At 63.4% G+C, this 17,889-nt stretch carries 14 protein-coding genes; 8 read left to right on the forward strand and 6 right to left on the reverse strand.

Annotated features, from left to right (window positions below; genetic code table 11):
- Positions 1–5 precede the first annotated feature (5 nt).
- Both AC0J5Z_RS21090 and AC0J5Z_RS21095 read right to left on the reverse strand, forming a co-directional pair.
- A complete protein-coding gene (locus tag AC0J5Z_RS21090) occupies positions 6–1,502 on the reverse strand; it encodes an aldehyde dehydrogenase (RefSeq protein ID WP_475036343.1) in 1,497 nt (498 codons plus the stop codon).
- Between the two features lie 23 nt (positions 1,503–1,525).
- Positions 1,526–1,987: a hypothetical protein gene (locus AC0J5Z_RS21095; protein WP_475036347.1), complete on the reverse strand. Its 462-nt coding sequence runs from the start codon at positions 1,985–1,987 to the stop codon at positions 1,526–1,528.
- 118 nt (positions 1,988–2,105) lie between these two features.
- Between AC0J5Z_RS21095 and AC0J5Z_RS21100 the strand changes: the two genes are divergently transcribed.
- Together AC0J5Z_RS21100 and AC0J5Z_RS21105 are read left to right on the forward strand one after the other, a co-directional pair.
- A complete protein-coding gene (locus tag AC0J5Z_RS21100; RefSeq protein ID WP_475036351.1) occupies positions 2,106–4,076 on the forward strand; it encodes a primary-amine oxidase in 1,971 nt (656 codons plus the stop codon).
- Positions 4,077–4,180: 104 nt separating this feature from the next.
- Positions 4,181–4,789 carry a TetR/AcrR family transcriptional regulator gene (locus AC0J5Z_RS21105; protein WP_475036355.1) on the forward strand — a complete coding sequence of 203 codons (609 nt, stop codon included), beginning with the start codon at positions 4,181–4,183 and terminating at the stop codon, positions 4,787–4,789.
- Here AC0J5Z_RS21105 and AC0J5Z_RS21110 read toward each other — a convergent pair.
- Positions 4,786–5,700: a LysR substrate-binding domain-containing protein gene (locus AC0J5Z_RS21110; RefSeq protein WP_475036359.1), complete on the reverse strand. Its 915-nt coding sequence runs from the start codon at positions 5,698–5,700 to the stop codon at positions 4,786–4,788. The genes AC0J5Z_RS21105 and AC0J5Z_RS21110 overlap by 4 nt on opposite strands.
- Before the next feature lie 133 nt (positions 5,701–5,833).
- Here AC0J5Z_RS21110 and AC0J5Z_RS21115 point away from each other — a divergent pair, with 133 nt between their 5' ends.
- Genes AC0J5Z_RS21115 through AC0J5Z_RS21130 form a run of 4 tightly spaced genes read left to right on the forward strand, consistent with a single transcriptional unit; the run spans position 5,834 to position 9,540 of the window.
- A complete protein-coding gene (locus AC0J5Z_RS21115; RefSeq protein ID WP_475036360.1) occupies positions 5,834–6,265 on the forward strand; it encodes a RidA family protein in 432 nt (143 codons plus the stop codon).
- Complete coding sequence (locus AC0J5Z_RS21120) at positions 6,262–6,933, forward strand: DUF1028 domain-containing protein (RefSeq protein ID WP_475036361.1); 672 nt, start codon at positions 6,262–6,264, stop codon at positions 6,931–6,933. The genes AC0J5Z_RS21115 and AC0J5Z_RS21120 overlap by 4 nt, the downstream gene beginning before the upstream one ends.
- A complete protein-coding gene (locus AC0J5Z_RS21125; RefSeq protein ID WP_475036362.1) occupies positions 6,923–8,080 on the forward strand; it encodes a M20 family metallopeptidase in 1,158 nt (385 codons plus the stop codon). Before AC0J5Z_RS21120 ends, AC0J5Z_RS21125 begins: the two co-directional genes overlap by 11 nt.
- Before the next feature lie 41 nt (positions 8,081–8,121).
- Complete coding sequence (locus AC0J5Z_RS21130) at positions 8,122–9,540, forward strand: aspartate ammonia-lyase (protein ID WP_475036363.1); 1,419 nt, start codon at positions 8,122–8,124, stop codon at positions 9,538–9,540.
- A gap of 60 nt (positions 9,541–9,600) precedes the next feature.
- On the opposite strand, the gene AC0J5Z_RS21135 is transcribed toward AC0J5Z_RS21130, so the two are convergent.
- Positions 9,601–10,878, reverse strand: a complete 1,278-nt coding sequence (locus AC0J5Z_RS21135) for a flavin-containing monooxygenase (protein ID WP_475036364.1) — start codon at positions 10,876–10,878, stop codon at positions 9,601–9,603.
- 317 nt (positions 10,879–11,195) lie between these two features.
- Between AC0J5Z_RS21135 and AC0J5Z_RS21140 the strand changes: the two genes are divergently transcribed.
- Positions 11,196–12,182, forward strand: a complete 987-nt coding sequence (locus tag AC0J5Z_RS21140) for a malate dehydrogenase (protein WP_475036365.1) — start codon at positions 11,196–11,198, stop codon at positions 12,180–12,182.
- A 6-nt stretch (positions 12,183–12,188) separates the two neighbouring features.
- On the opposite strand, the gene AC0J5Z_RS21145 is transcribed toward AC0J5Z_RS21140, so the two are convergent.
- Entirely contained in the window at positions 12,189–13,130 is a 942-nt protein-coding gene (locus AC0J5Z_RS21145; RefSeq protein ID WP_475036366.1) for a LysR family transcriptional regulator, read from the reverse strand.
- A 71-nt stretch (positions 13,131–13,201) separates the two neighbouring features.
- Here AC0J5Z_RS21145 and AC0J5Z_RS21150 point away from each other — a divergent pair, with 71 nt between their 5' ends.
- Complete coding sequence (locus AC0J5Z_RS21150; protein ID WP_475036367.1) at positions 13,202–14,950, forward strand: L-aspartate oxidase; 1,749 nt, start codon at positions 13,202–13,204, stop codon at positions 14,948–14,950.
- 31 nt (positions 14,951–14,981) lie between these two features.
- On the opposite strand, the gene AC0J5Z_RS21155 is transcribed toward AC0J5Z_RS21150, so the two are convergent.
- A complete protein-coding gene (locus AC0J5Z_RS21155) occupies positions 14,982–17,828 on the reverse strand; it encodes an FAD-binding and (Fe-S)-binding domain-containing protein (RefSeq protein ID WP_475036368.1) in 2,847 nt (948 codons plus the stop codon).
- Between the last annotated feature and the right edge of the window lie 61 nt (positions 17,829–17,889).

The raw sequence follows: 17,889 nt of genomic DNA on the forward strand, positions 1-17,889 counted from the left end.
ACAGTTCAGCCGAACTGGATCCACGTCGTCTTGGGCGCGGTGTAGTTGTCGAAGGCATGCAGGGACAGGTCCCGGCCGAATCCGGACTGCTTGAAGCCCCCGAACGGGGTGGTGTTTCCCAACGCGTCCACGGTGTTGACGGAGACTGTTCCGGCAAGGAGCTCCCCTGCCACCCGGTGGCCGCGGGACAGGTTGGACGTCCACACAGACGCGGCCAACCCGTAGTCCGTGTCATTGGCCAAACGCACCGCTTCCTCCTCCGAGTCGAAGGCGTGGAGCACAGCCACCGGCCCAAAAATCTCCTCGCGATGGACGTCGTGATCCGAACCCAGGCCGCCCAACAACGTGGGCTCCAAGTAGGCATCAGAGCCTTGGATTTCACGCCGCTCACCGCCGAAAAGTACCTCACCCTCGGCGCGGCCGCGCCGAATCCAGCCCTCGACGTCGTTCGCGTGGGCGCTGCTGATAAGGGCGCCGTTACCCTCCAAGCCGGCCAACGGATCCGCTGGTCGGTAGCCGGCAGCCGCATCTGCAAGCAGGGCCGCGAACTCGTCATGGATATCCCGTTGCACCAGGATGCGTGAGTTCGCAGAGCAGACCTGGCCTTGGTTGTAGAAGGCGCCGAAGGCAGCTTTGGCTGCGGCTTCCGGCAGGTCTGCCGTATCGGCAAAGATGATGTTGGAGCTCTTGCCGCCCGCTTCGAGGCTCAGCCGCTTGAGGTTGCTGCGCCCCGAGGCTTCCAGCAGGGTGCGGGAGACGGCAGTGGAGCCCGTGAAGGCCAGCGCATCAACGTCCATGTGATGCGCCAAGGCCGCGCCTACCTCCCGGCCCGTGCCGGTAATGATGTTCAACACGCCATCCGGAAGACCCGCCTCCGAGGCCAATTCGGCGAGGCGCAGCACGCTCAACGAGGTCTGTTCGGCTGGCTTGAGCACCACGGTGTTCCCGGAGGCGAGCGCAGGAGCCAACTTCCACACAGCGATTTCCAGTGGAAAATTCCACGGCACGATGGCCGCCACCACACCAAGGGGCTCGCGCGTAACCAATGCGGTTGCCCCGGGCGGAACGGACGGTAGTTCGCCGTTCTGCTTGTCCGCCGCCTCCGCGTACCAGCGCAATGTGGAGATAGCGCCGGGCACGTCCACAGTGGTGGTCTGCAGGATTGGCTTTCCACTGTCCAGCGTCTCCAAGAGCGCCAATTCATCAGAATGCCGCTCCATCAAGGCAGCCAACGCCAGCAACAGCCCCTTTCGCTTCCCGGCCCCACATCGGGCCCAGGCGGGAAAGGTTCGCCTGGCGGCTGCTACCGCACGGTCAACGTCTTCGGTTCCGCACGCAGCCAGCTCAGCGAGGACGCGGCCGTCAATCGGGCTGATCGTGGAGCGGGTAAGTTCCGTGCTTGACGCCGCCCGGCGACCATCGACGAAAGCCCTGCCGTCGATCGCGAGGGTGTCGGCACGGCCGTGCCAGTCGAAGGACAGAGTGGTTGAGGTGGTGTTCATGATGACTCCTGGGTCAGGGGGTTTCAATTCCGGTGCGCTGTTGAGGCCCGGGCTATTCGCAAGGCCGCCGAAGCGGCCATAAGGCAAAGCAGTTCAACGCCAATGAGGGTGAGCATGGCAGGCCGGTGGTCCGGGGTTGATGCGCCGTGGACGTAGCCGTGGTGGCCGCCGCCAGGTCCCAACAGAAGGACCAGGTGGATGAGGATCATGGCCGTGCTCATGGCCAGTAGGTGGCCGGCGGCACGTGGCGCCCCCTGTATGGCGCAGAGCCGCAACCTACGGGTGGGAAAGCCCACCATGGGAGCGGCGCAGGTCAAGCAGGCAGCGCCCATCGCCGCCATCCACCAAGCCATTACGCCTGCCGGACCGCTTGCCGCTGCCGTCACGTGGGCTACTGCGCTGCCCGCAGCCGCAACGCCCACGACGCCTGCGGGAACGTGCATGGTTGTGCCACGCCGCCAGGGTAGGCGGGATTGCTGGTTCATGATTCTCCTGGCTGCCGGCGACGTTTGGGTCGAGGACTTTACGCCGGCCTGTGAGGTGGGTAACATCAAAGCGTTGGTTGAACAGTTGTACCATCAAAAATCGACTTCAGGAAGTGCCATGACCCTTCAGACCACCCCCTTGGCCGCAACGACGCAGGCTCCGCTGGGGCAGCATCCGCTTGAGCAACTCTCGGCACGGGAAATCCACCAGGCCCGCCGGATTCTGGCAGAGGCCGGCCTCGTCGCGGAGACCACCCGCTTCGCCTACCTGGGCCTGGTCGAACCGCCCAAGACCGCCTTTCAGGGTGATGCCGCAGATGCCCCTCGCCTGGTCCGGGCCATGCTTTGGGACGCCGAGCAGTCGCGTTCACTCGATGTCAGGCTCTCCCTGGCCACCGGCCTCGTCCTGGATAAGCGGGAACTGAACCCACAAATCGACGGCCAGCTGCCGGTCCTCCTCGAGGAATTCGGGATCATCGAGGACATCCTGGCCGTAGATCCACAGTGGAACGCAGCGCTGGCCAGCCGTGGACTGACCCCGGCCCAAGTCCGCGTTGCTCCCCTATCCGCAGGCGTCTTCGAATATGGGAACGAGGAAGGCAAACGCCTGCTTCGTGGCCTCGGATTCCGCCAGGATCATCCCGCAGACCACCCGTGGGCCCACCCGATTGACGGGTTGGTGGCTTTTGTTGATGTGGAAAACCGCAGGGTGAACCACCTCATCGACGACGGCCCGGTTCCGGTACCGGAGGTCAACGGCAACTACACCGACCCCACAATTCACGGCGAGCTCCGCACCGACCTGAAGCCGATAGAGATCACCCAGCCCGAAGGTCCCAGCTTTACCCTGGAGGGCAATCACCTGTCGTGGGCAGGCTGGGACCTTCGCATCGGCTTCGACGCCCGCGAAGGCTTGGTGCTCCACCAACTGCACCACTCGCACCAGGGACGGCGTCGCCCAGTGGTCCACCGCGCGTCCATCTCCGAAATGGTGGTCCCTTATGGCGATCCGTCGCCTTACCGGAGCTGGCAGAACTACTTCGATTCCGGCGAGTACTTGGTGGGCCGGGACGCCAACTCGCTCAAGCTTGGTTGCGACTGCCTGGGTGACATCACTTACATGTCCCCAGTGGTGGCTGATGATTTCGGCAACCCCCGGGTGATCGAGAACGGCATCTGCATCCACGAGGAAGACGCGGGAATCCTTTGGAAGCACACGGACGAGTGGGCCGGCTCCAACGAAGTTCGCCGCAACCGCAGGTTGGTGGTCTCCTTCTTCACCACCATCGGCAACTACGACTACGGCTTCTACTGGTACCTCTATCTGGACGGCACCATCGAATTCGAAGCCAAAGCCACGGGTATTGTGTTCACGGCAGCGCTCCCGGACAAGGGCTACGCCTACGCCTCGGAGATCGCTCCGGGCCTTGGCGCCCCCTACCACCAGCACCTCTTCAGCGCCCGGTTGGACATGATGATCGACGGCGATACGAACCGTGTTGAGGAACTGGACCTGGTGCGCCTTCCCAAGGGACCCGGAAACCCGCACGGCAATGCCTTCACCCAGAAGCGCACAGTGTTGGCCCGTGAATCGGAGGCAGTCCGCGATGCCGACGGCACCAAGGGAAGGGTGTGGCACATCAGCAACCCGGACTCGTTGAACCACCTCGGCCACCCCGTGGGCTACACCCTCTATCCGGAGGGCAACCCCACCTTGGCCATGGCGGATGATTCCTCGATCGCCTCGCGGGCCGCTTTCGCCAAACACCACCTGTGGGTCACTCAGCACGCCGAAGATGAGCTCTATGCGGCAGGCGACTTCGTCAACCAGCACCCCGGAGGTGCAGGGCTTCCCAGCTACGTGGCCAAGGACCGCGACATCGACGGCCAGGACCTCGTGGTGTGGCACTCATTTGGATTGACCCACTTCCCCCGGCCTGAGGACTGGCCCATCATGCCCGTTGACACCACCGGCTTCACGCTGAAGCCGCACGGCTTCTTCGATCAGAACCCCACACTCAACGTGCCATCCTCTGCCGCCGGGCACTGCCCTCCAGCCGAGCAGGACGCCGGCGGCTGCGGACACTGACGGGTTCACCCTCCCCTACCACTGCGGGAGCGCGCCCCGGCGTTCCCGCAGTGGTAGGGTGCTCACGGTCCCGCCATGGCCACCCGCCCGATTGAAGGAGCAGCATGCCCCGCTTGGTTGATCACGAGGAACGCCGACGTTCCATCATCGAGACAACGTGGCGTCTGATCGCGGAGCAGGGCATCGAGAACGCCAGCATGCGGGACATCGCGCGGGAGTGCGGCTACGCGGCACCGGGCGTGCTGGCCCACTACTTCCCCAATAAGGACGCCCTGCTGCTGGCCTCCTACGAGTTGATCTGCGAACGCACCAACGAACGCATCGCGGCTGGCACCACTGGCCGCCGCGGGCTTTCAGCCCTTCGAAGGTTGTGCCTGGAAATCATCCCGGCTGACCCCCTCACCGTGGTGGAAGCCCGCGTAGCGGTTTCCTTCTGGCAGCGCGCACAGACGGAAGACGCGCTGCGCTCCGTCGGCCGGGAGGCCCTGCTGCACTGGCGTGGCCTGGTGATGGGTTTCCTTGCCCAAGCAGAGCACGACGGCGAATGCGAACCTTTGGTGGACCCTGACGCGGTTGCTGATGAGCTGCTGAACGTCATGATGGGCCTGCACGTCACCTCAATGCTGGATCCCGATGCCGTCACTGGTTCCCGACAGAGGCACCTGGTGGAGCGTGCGCTTGCGCGTTTGGCTGTCCGGAAACAGCCGGCCTAGCTTCGGGCCGAGCGGGCGGCAACTATTTGGTGCCTGACCGCCTGGGCTACCGCCCGCACCCTCGCCGTGGGGCGATGGGACTTCAGGTGCGCCAGAACTGTCTTCAATTCCGGCACATCGTCGCGGATTTCGACGGCGGCCAACTGGCCGCCGTCGTACGTCAACTGGTGCTGCGGCCGCTGGTGGAGGATCGAATAACCCAGGCCCCGGGCTACGAAAGTGCGCACCGTTTCGTAGCTGGCAGAACGGAACCTGATGTCCGGCTCCTGCCCACCCAGCCTGGCGATGGAGAGCATGAGATCACGGGTGTGCGGCAAGTCCAGCAGCACAAAGGGTTCACCGCTGAGGGCAGAAAGCTGAACAGTTTTTGATCCGGCCAGCCTGTGGTCCGGCGGAAGTGCCACGTACGGCCTGACGGTGTCCACTACCGAGCTGGCTATGGCCTCGGGGAGGTCGAGGTCGTAGCACAGCGCCAAATCGGCCTGCCCGCTGAGCAAGGCGCTGATGCACCCTGACGTGTCGGTTTCGATGACCTCCGTTTCAAGGGCGGGATGGTCTTCCCTCAACTTGGTCAGTACCCCGGGGAGCAGGAATGGCGCCAAGGTACTGAAGCAGGCAATGCGGATTCGCCCGGCGACGCTCTGGTGCTCACCACGTGCGTGGTCAATGCTTTCCTCAACCTGCGCGAGGATGGCTTGGGCATCCCTGACGAACAACTCGCCGGCCGGTGTGAGCACCAGGCCTTTGGAGCGCTGCCTGATAAAGAACTGTGTTCCGACGTGCCGCTCCAACTGAGCGATGGCCGCTGAAACTGCCGACTGCGCAACGTTGAGGCGAACGGCCGCGCCGGTCATGGATAGCTGGGCTGCCGCTTCCACGAAGTAGCGCAACTGAGTGAGGGTGACATCCATGAGAAGAGGCTACTGCATTCATCGGAAAAGTCGATGCAATCGTTCTAAAAGAACTGTTGGACAGATGTAAAGCACCAAAGGAAGCTGAAGGATACGAGCACCCGGCTTACAGGACTGAAAGGCAAGCTGCGACATGAAGCACCAGCGTATCCGCACGTTCAATACCAAAGAGACCTATCCGGAACAGAACCTGGACAACGATCTGTGCCAGGCCGTTGTGGCCAATGGCGTGGTTTACCTTCGAGGCCAGATCGGACAAGACCTTGAGACGCGCGAGTCCGTGGGCATTGGCGACGTCGAAGCCCAGACGGAGAAAGCCATGGCCAACATTGACATGTTGCTCAAGGAGGCGGGCAGCAGCCTTGAAGACATCGTCAAGGTCACCGTGTACCTCATCGATCCCCGGTACCGCGAAACCGTCTACCGCACCATGGGCCGCTGGCTCAAAGGCGTGTTCCCCGTCTCCACGGGCATTGTGGTCCAGGCTTTGGCCCGTCCGGAATGGCTCGTGGAAATTGACGCCACCGCCGTGATCTCCGCGGATACCTCGGAGGGACGCTCATGACATTCAGCATCGCGGCCACTGATGGCAGCGGCAGGTTTGGCATCGCCGTGTCTTCTTCATCTCCTGCCGTGGCTGCCCGCTGCGCGCACTTGCGCGACGGGGTCGGCGCCGTCAGCTCCCAGAACATTACCGATCCTCGGCTGGGAACAGCGTTACTGAACCGCCTGCAGGCCGGCTACTCCGCGCAAGAGGCGATTGACGCCGTCGTGCAGGAATCACCTGCGGTGGACTATCGGCAACTGGTGGTCCTGGACGCAAGCGGCGGATCCGCCGTGTTCAGTGGCGCACATACCCTTGGTGTGTTTGGCGAAAGCCGGGGTGCCAACAGTGTGGCTGCCGGCAACATGCTGGCTCATCCGGGTGTTGCCCAAGCCCTCTGCGACGCGTTTGAAACCGCCTCCGGAGAACTGGAAATGCGGCTTATGACTGCCCTTCGAGCGGCCGAGGCGGCCGGCGGCGAGGCAGGCCCCGTGCGTTCGGCCGGCATCTCGGTGGTATCCGGCCACGGATGGAGGGACACTGACCTGCGCGTGGACTGGCACCATCACCCCATCGCGGAACTCGAGAAGCTCCTGGACGTTTGGCTTCCACAGCGGCAGGACTACGTAGTCCGCGGCCTGGACCCCGCCGCTTCCGTCAGTTATGGGGTAGCCGGCGATGAACGGTGAAACGGCAACAACCACCTCTCAGGCAGTTCAACGCCAGCGGGTGTTGGACTCCGTAACCGCGCAGCAGCCGCAGCTGATCCAGCTCTCCGAAACCCTTCACGCCAACCCCGAACTTGGATGGCAGGAACATCGTGCCGCCGGTTGGACCGCGGAGTACCTGTCCATGCACGGTTTCGAGGTGGAAAGAGAGTATCTGGGCTTTCCCACCGCGATCCGCGCCTTTTTCGGAAGGGGCACCCGCCGGATTGGGCTTATGGCCGAGTACGATGCCCTTCCGGGCCTTGGCCATGCGTGCGGCCACAACATCATCACGGCCATTTCGTGCGGTGCCGCAGTGGCCTTGTCCCAGTTCGCAGCCGAACATGACCTGACCGTGGAACTCTACGGAACCCCGGCCGAAGAAGGCGGCGGCGGAAAGATCGAGCTCCTCAAGAAAGGAGCTTTCCAAGGTTTGGACCTGGCCATGATGGCACACCCCAGCCCTGTTGATTCCGCAGAGGCCCGCCCCTACGCGGTGGCCCACAACCACGTGGAATATCGGGGTAAATCAGCCCATGCCGCTGCTTATCCGGATCAGGGCGTCAACGCCAACGACGCCTTCATTGTTGCCCAGGTGGCGTTGGGCCTACTCCGCCAACAGTTGCCTCCCGGAACGCGGGTCCACGGGATCCAGACCCGCGGGGGCGAAGCACCCAACGCCATCCCGGAAAAGACCGAGGGCCGCTGGTACGTCCGCGCAGAGTCACTTGCGCTGTTGGGCGAGCTGGAGGAGCGCATTCAACGGTGCTTCGAAGCGGGGGCCTTGGCATCGGGCTGCGAGTTGTCGGTGACTCCGGAATCGGAACCATACTCGGAGTTCCGCACGGACCTGCGGGCGCTTGGGCTGTACGTGCAGCATGCGCAGGCTCTCGGCCGCGACTTCAACGCGCCCCCGGAGCAAGCCACCATGAACCGGGCGTCAACAGATATGGGCAATGTGTCCCAAGTCGTTCCGGCCATCCACCCCTACATAGGACTCGGCTGTTTCCCGGCAGCCAACCACCAACCCGAGTTCGCCGCGCACTGCGTCGGCGACGCCGCCAACCTTGCCATTCACGACGGCGCAGCCGCCTTGGCACTCACGGCACTGGATTATCTGGCAACGTAGCCAGGTAGTCCGGCGTCGTGAGCATTTCCAGGAACAGGACAATGACAGAACACGTAACTTCTCCCTGCCCGGGAGTACGGCTAGAGCAGGACAGCCTCGGGGACGCAGCCGTTCCCGAGGCTTCCTACTGGGGTATCAGCACGCACCGGGCCGTGGACAACTTCCCCGTCAGCGGACGAACAATCGGCACATTACGATCCCTCATCTGGAGCCTGGGTGCCGTGAAATACTCAGCGGCACGTGCAAACGAAAGCCTGGGCCTTCTGCATCCGGACAAATCGGCAGCCATCCAAAAGGCCTCCTTGGAAGTCATGGATGGTCTCCTGGATACCCAGTTCGTGGTGGACACCATTCAAGGCGGTGCAGGAACCAGCACCAACATGAACGCCAACGAGGTCATCGCCAACCGTGCACTGGAAATGATGGGTCACCGCAAGGGCGACTACGCTGCACTGCATCCCATTGATGACGTGAACCGCAGCCAGTCCACCAATGACGTCTATCCAACTGCCATCAAGATCGCCCTGCAGCGGGAAATATCGGAGTTCTGCGAGGAACACGGCAGACTCATCCAAGCGTTTGATGCCAAGGCCACGGAGTTCGCCGGAATTATCAAAGTTGGCCGTACCCAGCTGCAGGACGCCGTGCCCATGTCCATGGGACAAGAGTTCGGGGCCTTCGCCGACACCCTTCGTGAAGACGGCCAACGGCTCCTCGAACTCCTTCCACACCTGCGGGAATCCAACCTTGGAGCCACAGCCATCGGCACAGGTATCACCGCTTCCCCGGGGTACCGGGAAGCGGTGATCAGTGAACTCAGTTCCATCACCGGGCTGCAGCTCACCTCCGCGACCAACCTCGTGGAGGCCACCAGCGACACGGGCGTCTTCATGCTGGTGTCCGGCGTCTTGAAGAGGGCGGCGGTCAAACTTTCCAAGATCTGCAATGATCTCCGATTGCTCTCCTCCGGCCCGCAGACGGGATTTGGAGAAATCTTCCTGCCGGCAGTGCAGGCCGGGTCCTCCATCATGCCCGGGAAGGTCAACCCGGTCATCCCGGAGATGGTCAACCAGGTTGCCTTCCGAGTGATCGGCGCGGATGCCACCGTGACCATGGCCGTGGAGGCGGGGCAGCTCCAGCTCAATGCTTTCGAGCCGGTCATTGCCGATGCGCTGCTCGAGTCGATTGCCTGGCTCACTGTGGCCTGCCGACAACTCCGGACCCACTGCGTGGACGGCATTACCGCCAATACGCAGATGCTGCAGCAACGGATGCTCGAATCCATCAGCGTGGTCACCGGTTTGGCGCCCTTGATCGGGTACGCCGCCGCGGCCGAACTGGCCAAGGAAGCGCTCGCATCCCATCGCGGGATCGCGGAACTGGTGCTTGAACGCGGGCTGCTCGACCCGCAGAAAATGGAGGCGGCTCTGTCCGCCAAGTCGCTGGCGGGGCTCGGCTGAATCCAGCCACAAGAAAGGGGACCACGCCTGCTGGCGTGGTCCCCTTTCCTGGCTCTGACGTCAGACGGCTCCGCTCGCCACCAGCGCATCCTGCTCATTGTGGGTCAGGTAGCTCCGCTGGATGGTGATCTGGTCGGCAACGTACTTTGCGTCGTGCCAGACACCCCAGATGAAGCTGGAGCCTCGCCGTGACTGCCAGGGCAGGCCCAGGAAGTACACGCCGGGCTCGGTGGATACGCCGCGTTGCTGCATCGGCTTTCCCTTGGCATCGAAGGCGTCCACTTGCAGCCAGCTGTAGTCCACTGCGAAGCCTGTGGCCCACACAATGGAGGTGACTCCGGCCGCGGCGAGGTCCAGCTCGCGGATGGGGTTGGTGAGGCTCTCAGGGTCAGGTCTGAGGAAGCGGGCTTCCGGCTCCTCCGGCAGGTTCAGGCCATTGCGTTCAACGTACGCGTCAGCTTCGTCAAGCAACTCCAAGTAGTGTGCATCGCCGTTCGCGATGTTTGTACGGAGATCGTTCGCGAAACGCATGGTGCCGTCCTGGAACTCCTCGGTCCGTCCCACGAGTTTGATCCCGTTCTCGGCGAGCGCGCGGAAGTCCACGGTGTGCCCGCCGTCTGCCCCGCTGACCGCGATGGTTACATGTTCGGCGCCCAACGCCGGGGTGGAAGCGTCCCACTTGCCGAGCACACCCAGCCACCAGCAGAAGTCCCGGCCGCGGTAGTTTCGCGGGGGCCGGTCGTGCGGGCCCACTGAAAGGTACACCTGCCGGCCCGAGCGCTGGATTTCTGCGGCAATCTGCACGCCGGAGGAACCGGCCCCGACCACCAGCACGGCACCCTGGGGCAACTGGCCGGGGTTGCGGTACGAGCTTGAGTGCATCTGCATGAGTCCGGCAGTTTCCTGGACGACGGCGGGGATTGCCGGCCGCTGGAACGGCCCGGTGGCTGCGACGACGTACCGTGCGTTGAACTCCCCCTCGGACGTGTGCACGTGGAAGCCCGGTGCACCGACGTTCCTGCGCACGGATGTCACCTCCACGCCGCAGCGAACAGGCGCACCTATCTTCTCGGCGTACGCCACGAAGTAGTCGGCAACCTGTTCCTTGGACGGGAATGAGCCGGCATCGATGTCGGTGAATTCCAGGCCCGGGAAACGATCGTGCCAGGCAGGCCCGTTTGCAACCAGGGAATCCCACCTCATTGAACGCCACCGCTCGGCAATGCGGTGGCGTTCCAGGACGATGTGGGGAATTCCCCGCTCGCTCAAGTGCTCGCTCATCGCTACCCCGGCCTGGCCTGCGCCTACGACGAGGACCTCAACCTCTTGGCTTGACATGTGATCTCCTATTTGGCGAAAGTTCACAGCGGGCATCCACGGGCACGGGATCAAGAATCGTGCCCGCTGCCCCTCCCATCGTTGGGAGCATCGGCTGGGATGTTGGCCGCTGTGGCCCTTTTCTGAACGGTCAATTCATTCTTGCGCGGCCTCCTGCATCTGCATAGCGAATAAAAGCGCGTAACCGCATCGGAAATTTCGATTCAACCAAAAGCCAGTACAGCCACTGCCGATACTGGGAACCGCAGCTCTGTGGCACGATGACATACAGCTTGCAAAGCCCATCGGGTACATCAGATCAGCAGGGAGAACGTCACGTGAGCACGCCCATTAAGATCGCTGTAACTGGCGCGGCTGGCCAGATCGGCTACAGCCTCCTCTTCCGGATCGCCAGTGGTGCCCTATTTGGTGCCGATACTCCAGTGCAACTCCGGCTCCTGGAGATCACGCCCGCGTTGAAGGCACTTGAGGGTGTTGTGATGGAGCTCGACGACTGCGCGTTTCCCGCGCTCGACTCGGTCGAAATCGGCGACGACGCCGATCATATTTTCGACGGCGTCAATCTTGCCTTACTCGTCGGTGCCCGTCCGCGTTCCAAGGGCATGGAGCGCGGCGACCTGCTCAGTGCCAATGGCGCTATTTTCACAGCACAAGGCAAGGCGCTGAACCGGGTCGCGGCCGACGACGTCCGCATCGGTGTGACGGGCAACCCGGCCAACACAAACGCCTTGATTGCGATGAGCAACGCCCCGGACATCCCCGCCGCGCGATTCAGCGCCCTGACCCGGCTGGATCACAACCGCGCCCTTGGACAGCTTGCTAAAAAACTCCAAGTCAAGGTCGGGGACATCCGCAAAATGACTGTCTGGGGCAATCATTCTGCAACGCAGTATCCGGACATCTTTCACGCAGAGGTCGCCGGCCGGAACGCGGCCGAGGTCGTGAACGACCAGGATTGGATCGAGAACGAATTCATTCCCACGGTTGCTCGGCGAGGTGCAGCGATCATCGATGCCCGGGGTGCGTCCTCCGCGGCATCGGCAGCGTCGGCAACCATCGACGCAGCCCGCGACTGGCTACTCGGCACACCCGAGGGCGATTGGGTTTCGATGGCCGTTACATCCGACGGATCATATGGGGTGCCCGAAGGTCTCATCTATTCATACCCAGTGACTACCTCAGGCGGGAACTGGGAGATTGTGAAAGGGCTGGAGGTGAACGATTTCAGCCGGAAGAAGATGGATGCGACAGCCGCTGAGCTTTTCGACGAGCGAGCTGCCGTGGCTGAACTTGGCTTGATCTGATCTCCATCAGCGACGTGCCGTTGGCGTGACCAGCCGCGCAAGATCGGTGCCGGGCGCCGCGAGTCGGTCCACTGTGCCGAAAATGAACTCCTGCATTGCTGCTGCGGCTGCTGAAGGTCCAATGTCGTCGCGTCGGGCCAGGTTGACGGTTCTGGTCAGCGAGGGATTGACCAAGCGCGCACTGCGCAGTCCGGGCCGACCGATGACTACCATTGCCGGCACCACCGCCACACCCAGTCCCCGTTCCACAAACCGCAGCACGGCGTCCATCTCGGCGCCTTCGACGGCGATCACCGGTTCCAAGCCGCTGGCGGAGAACGCAGCCTCGGTGGCCATCCGCAGATCATAGCTGCGGTTGAAAGCCACCTGCGGAATGCGCGCCAACTCTTCCAGTGTGAGTTCTCCCTTCGACGCCGATCCGGCCGCGGAGACAACCACCAGCTCCTCGGTCAGCAACGGAATCAGCTCAGTCCCCTTCACGGCGGTGTCCACTCCGCGGGTGACCACCAAAGCCAGATCCAGCGCGCTTTCGTTCAGGGAATCGACAAGGAAACGCGAACCGCCTTCGGTGATATGCAATTCAACTCCGGGATGCGCACTTCGGAAAGAGGCCAGTACATCGGCCACCAGTGAGACGCACAGGGTAGGTGGGGCGCCCAGGCGAATGCGGCCCCGGCGCAACCCTGCGAGCTCATCCATCTGCTCCCGCGCGGTCTGCGCGTCGCCGAGCATGCGTCGGGCGATGGGCAGGAGGAGCTCTCCCGCGTTCGTCAGAGTGGCCCCGGAAGGTCCGCGGTGGAAAAGAGCCATTCCAAGATCGGCCTCAAGAGCTGCGATCTGCCTGCTGAGAGAAGGTTGCGCGAGAAACAGTTGCTCGGCCGCGCGTGTGAAATGGCCCACTCGGGCGATCGCCTCGAAGGAGCGTAACTGCTCTAGCTTCATAGTCATAGCATAAATGCATCAAGTTGACTCGAACAATTCATTGGATACATGATGCTGCTCCTTCTAGCGTTGACAGCATGAACCTCAACACCATTCCAGAACGCCTTATGTCTACCTCCGTGCTGGTCATCGGCACCGGCGGCGCCGGCCTGCGCGCCTCGATTGAACTCGCCCAGCGAGGGGTGCAGGTGCTGGCGGTGGGAAAGCGGCGCAAGCACGACGCGCACACCAGCCTCGCAGCCGGAGGCATCAACGCAGCCTTGGGCACCATGGACCCACAGGACAGCTGGCAGCAGCACGCTGCTGACACACTGAGGGAGTCCTACTTCCTGGCCGACCCAGCCATTGTCGAGACAGTTGCCCGCAACGCGGCCCGCGGCATCGAGGACCTTGAACAGTGGGGCATGCCGTTCGCCCGGGAGGAGGATGGCCGCATCTCACAGCGGTTCTTCGGCGCGCACAAGTATCGCCGCACCGCATACGCAGGCGACTACACCGGCTTGGAGATCCAACGCACGCTGATGCGACGGGCCGCAGAGTTGAACGTGCCAATCATCGACACCGTCTACATCACACGGTTGCTCGTCGCCGACGGCACCGTCTTCGGCGCATATGGATTCGACATAGTGGACGGTACTCCCGTGCAGATCCACGCCGATGCGGTCATCTTGGCCGCGGGCGGACATACCCGCATCTGGCGGCACACATCGTCCCGGCGCGATGAGAACACCGGGGACTCCTTCCGGCTGGCCGCCCTGGCCGGAGCCCGGATCCGCGACGCCGAGCTGGTCCAGTTCCACCCTTCCGGCCTGGTGGAGCCCGACGACGCGGCCGGTACGTTGGTCTCCGAGGCGGCGCGCGGAGAAGGAGGCATCCTCACGAACGCTCTCGGTGAGCGCTTCATGGAACGCTACGACCCCGAGCGCATGGAACTTTCCACCCGGGACCGGGTTGCGCTGGCCGCATTCACCGAGGTCGCCGAAGGTCGCGGGACCGGGAAGGGCGGCGTCTACCTGGACGTCTCCCACTTGCCACGGGAAACCATCATGGAAAAGCTGCCACGGGTTTACCGCACCCTGATCGACCTGCAGATGCTGGACATCACCACCACCAAAATCGAAATTGCGCCCACCGCTCACTACTCGATGGGTGGGGTCTGGGTTGCACCGGAGGACCACGGAACGGGAGTGAACGGCCTCTACGCAATCGGCGAGGCATCGTCCGGGTTGCACGGCGCCAACCGCCTCGGTGGCAATTCACTGATTGAGCTGCTCGTTTACGGACGTATTACCGGCGAGCATGTGGCCGACTACGTCCATTCGCGCACCCATCTCGTCCGGGATCCCGCCGCCGTCGGAATAGCCCGCGGCGAAATGCAGTCACTGCTCAGTGAACGCGGGACTGAGTCCGCCAGGCGGCTGCAGCGTGAACTACGCAACCTCATGACCGAGCACGCCGGGGTGGTGCGCACCGAACAGGGACTGGAACAAGGACTCGAGAAGCTGACCGCGTTAGAGGAACGCGCCCAGCTCGTTACCGCCCACCCGGACATCGCAGGGTTCGATGACTTGGCTCACGCCTACGACCTGCTCGGGTCCTTGCTGGCAGCACGAGCCACCCTCGAGTGCGCCCTTGAACGCCGCGAAACCCGTGGCGCCCACAACCGCGCTGACTTTCCGACGGCAGATCCCTCGCTGCAGGGAAACTTTGTGTGGTCAACAGATGAGGGCGTCAGGTTCGAAAGCCTGCCTCAGGCTCCGGATTCCTTCCGTGCCCTGGCCCAGGCCAACGCGGACGATTCCGTCGCGGGGAAGCTCGTCGAGTAGAACACCGGAGCCAACCATCCTGATCCGTGCTTCAGGATGGTTGGCGGGTGACCTCTTCCAGCAGCTCCAGCACATGACGGTACCGGGAACCGGTTGCACGCGTCATGCCAAGTTCGCAGGTTCGGTTGCAGGAGGCGTGGGCCGCCGCGTTCATGTCCGCCACGTCCGCCGCCTGACGCGCGGTTGCCGAAGCCGTCAGCTCCGGATGCAGCATCCCCCTGTCGCCGGCGAACGCACAACAACCCCAATTTTCGGGAACTTCCACGCGCTCTGCCACGGCTCCGGCGACGGCACCGAGAGCATCATTGAGGCCCATCCGTGTGGACGAGCAAGTGGGATGCAACGCCAACGACTCGAGCTTTTGGTGCTCGTGTAGTCGGGGCAGGATCCGCTCGGCGGCGAAGTCCACGGCGTCCACGATGCGCAGCGGAGCCTGGCCCTCCTCCGGGACGTCCGATTCCACCGCATGGCGCAGGCCCTCCGTGCAGGACGAAGCGTCGCAGACTATGGGCAGCTCGCCGTCACGTGTTGCCTCCCGGAGTGCCGCCACGGTTTTCGCCTTCATGGTTTCCCGGCCGTCGGCCATCCCCTTGGAGGACCACGGCGTTCCGCAGCACAGGCCGTCGATGCCTTGCGGCACCAACAGCGTGAGGCCCGCCCGGGCGGACAGCTGCTCAAAGCTGTGCTGCACGCCGCGACCAGGAGATTCAGGCGAGCCTTCCGGCCCGGACCCTGCCGGTCCAAACATGGTTCCGACGCAGGCAGGGAAGTACACGGCGTCAACGTGTCCTGCCGGGATCGGGCGTTTCCGGACCGAGCCTCCGCCGGGAAGCTCCGCGGAGTAGAGGGGAATGGTATCTGCACCTAAGACAGCCCGTGCTGCCTTGTTGGGCGGCGTGATGACGGCGGCCGGGAGCTTGTCCACTACGGTGAGGGCAAGCGCGGCGCCTCGGGTCACCCCTTCCCAGTGCTTGGCTGCGGCGTTCCACGCACCGTTGGCGAGTTTGCCGGCGTCGTTCTTTCTCAAGCGCTTCACCAGCGACCCGGTGTTGATGTCCACGGGACAGGCGGTTTGGCACATGCCATCCACGGCGCAGGTGTCCACCGACTCGTACTCGTAGTCGCGCTCCAGCTCCTTCACCAACGCCATATCCCCGGCCAATCGGGCGGATTCAATGGCCCGCAGTGTGACGATCCTCTGGCGCGGCGTGAGGGTGATGTCCTTGCTGGGACACACCGGCTCGCAATAGCCGCAGGAAACGCAGCGGTCTACTTCCTCCGCTACTGGCGGAGCCGTCTTGATGTGCCGGAGGTGGGCGGTCGGGTCCTCATCCATCACCACGCCCGGGTTCAGCATGCCCGCGGGGTCGAAGAGGCGCTTGATGGTGCGCATGACGTCGTAGAGTTCGTCGCCGTATTGCCGGCGAACGAAGGGGGCCATGACCCGCCCCGTGCCGTGTTCGGCCTTCAGCGATCCTCCTTCGGCAAGGACAAGGTCAACCATGTCCTCGGTGAAGGCACTGTAGCGATCCAGCTCCGCCGTCGAGGCAAAGCTGTCGGTCAGCATGAAGTGGACGTTGCCATCCTTGGCATGGCCGAAGATCACGCTGTTGCCATAGCCATACTTTTCAAACAGCCCTATGAGGCCCCGGCAGGTGCGGCCCAGCACGGGCACCGGCACCACGATGTCTTCCAACAGCGCTGTGGTGCCCTGGGGACGCGCCCCCGCCACGGAGGCATAAAGTCCCTTTCGTAGCTGCCACAACTGACCGCGCTCCCTTGGATCGGCGGTGAATTGCGCTGGAGCGGATAAGCCCAGGCCCTGCAGGATTTCCGAGCCGCCCGCCTGAAGCTCTTCCAGTTGCCCTGCGCTGCCTGCGGAGTACTCCACCAGGAGGGCGGCATGGTCACGGACCGCTATGTCGTGTACGACGGCGGGTGTTCCCTTAAGCGTCTGGCCCACCTTGAGTGACAGCGCATCCATCAGTTCAATCGTTGCTGCCCCCGTTTCCACCAGCGGGGGCAGCCCTGCGTTGGCTGCCTCAAGGTCCGGGAAGACCAGGAGCCCCGCCGCAGCGTACTGGAGCCTGGGGATGGTGCGGAAGACCGCCTCTGCCACGAATCCCAGAGTGCCCTCGCTGCCGATGATCAGATGGGCCATGATGTCCACCGGCTTCCGGAAGTCCAGCAGGGAGTTCAGTCCGTAGCCCATGGTGTTCTTCATGGAAAACTGCTGGCGGATCCTCTGCGCGGAGTCCGGGTTGTTCCGGACCCGATCGGCGAGCCTGGCCAGCCCCTCATAGAGTTCCGGCTCAACGGTACGGAGCTCTTGGTCGGCATCACGTGCTCCGGTGTCGATGACGGTACCCGAAGGCAGCACCACGGTCAGGGACTCCAGGGTACGGTACGTGTTGTCCACCGTGCCGCAGTTCATGCCGGAGGAATTGTTGGCCACTACCCCGCCGATAGTGCACGCGGCTTCGCTGGCCGGATCGGGGCCAAACTTCCGGCCGTATCGTGCGAGCCTCGCGTTCAGTGCCCGAACGGTGACTCCAGGCTGGACGCGTACCCTTGCACCGTCGTCGAGCACTTCGATATCCCTGAAGTTCCGGCGAACATCCACCAGCACGCCGTCGGTTACTGCCTGCCCGCTCAGGCTGGTACCGCCGGAGCGGAACGTTAGCGGCACCCCCTGGGCCGCGCTGGCACGCAGCAAACCACCGACGTCGGCAGCGGTCTTCGCCGTGACTACGGCCTGCGGAATCAACAGGAAATGCGAGGCATCATGGGCGTTGGAATGAAGATCGATTGCCCGGGTACTTACAGCGGCGGGATCCTGCACCGAAGCACGGAAGCCTGACAGGTCAAGAGAAGCCACTAGGGCACCATCCAATCCAGTACGGGGGTGGACTGCAGGAAGATCGACACGGTAATGAGCA

It is taken from the genome of Paenarthrobacter sp. TRD_SC_7 (assembly GCF_056156245.1).

Bases quoted from the DNA above. Each gene is read 5' to 3' on its own strand.
- AC0J5Z_RS21115 (WP_475036360.1), top strand. From the start codon at position 5,834: ATGAAGCACCAGCGTATCCGCACGTTCAATACCAAAGAGACCTATCCG.
- AC0J5Z_RS21090 (WP_475036343.1), bottom strand. From the start codon at position 1,502: ATGAACACCACCTCAACCACTCTGTCCTTCGACTGGCACGGCCGTGCC.
- AC0J5Z_RS21120 (WP_475036361.1), top strand. From the start codon at position 6,262: ATGACATTCAGCATCGCGGCCACTGATGGCAGCGGCAGGTTTGGCATC.
- AC0J5Z_RS21095 (WP_475036347.1), bottom strand. From the start codon at position 1,987: ATGAACCAGCAATCCCGCCTACCCTGGCGGCGTGGCACAACCATGCAC.
- AC0J5Z_RS21145 (WP_475036366.1), bottom strand. From the start codon at position 13,130: ATGACTATGAAGCTAGAGCAGTTACGCTCCTTCGAGGCGATCGCCCGA.
- AC0J5Z_RS21110 (WP_475036359.1), bottom strand. From the start codon at position 5,700: ATGGATGTCACCCTCACTCAGTTGCGCTACTTCGTGGAAGCGGCAGCC.
- AC0J5Z_RS21125 (WP_475036362.1), top strand. From the start codon at position 6,923: ATGAACGGTGAAACGGCAACAACCACCTCTCAGGCAGTTCAACGCCAG.
- AC0J5Z_RS21105 (WP_475036355.1), top strand. From the start codon at position 4,181: ATGCCCCGCTTGGTTGATCACGAGGAACGCCGACGTTCCATCATCGAG.
- AC0J5Z_RS21135 (WP_475036364.1), bottom strand. From the start codon at position 10,878: ATGTCAAGCCAAGAGGTTGAGGTCCTCGTCGTAGGCGCAGGCCAGGCC.
- AC0J5Z_RS21130 (WP_475036363.1), top strand. From the start codon at position 8,122: ATGACAGAACACGTAACTTCTCCCTGCCCGGGAGTACGGCTAGAGCAG.
- AC0J5Z_RS21100 (WP_475036351.1), top strand. From the start codon at position 2,106: ATGACCCTTCAGACCACCCCCTTGGCCGCAACGACGCAGGCTCCGCTG.
- AC0J5Z_RS21150 (WP_475036367.1), top strand. From the start codon at position 13,202: ATGAACCTCAACACCATTCCAGAACGCCTTATGTCTACCTCCGTGCTG.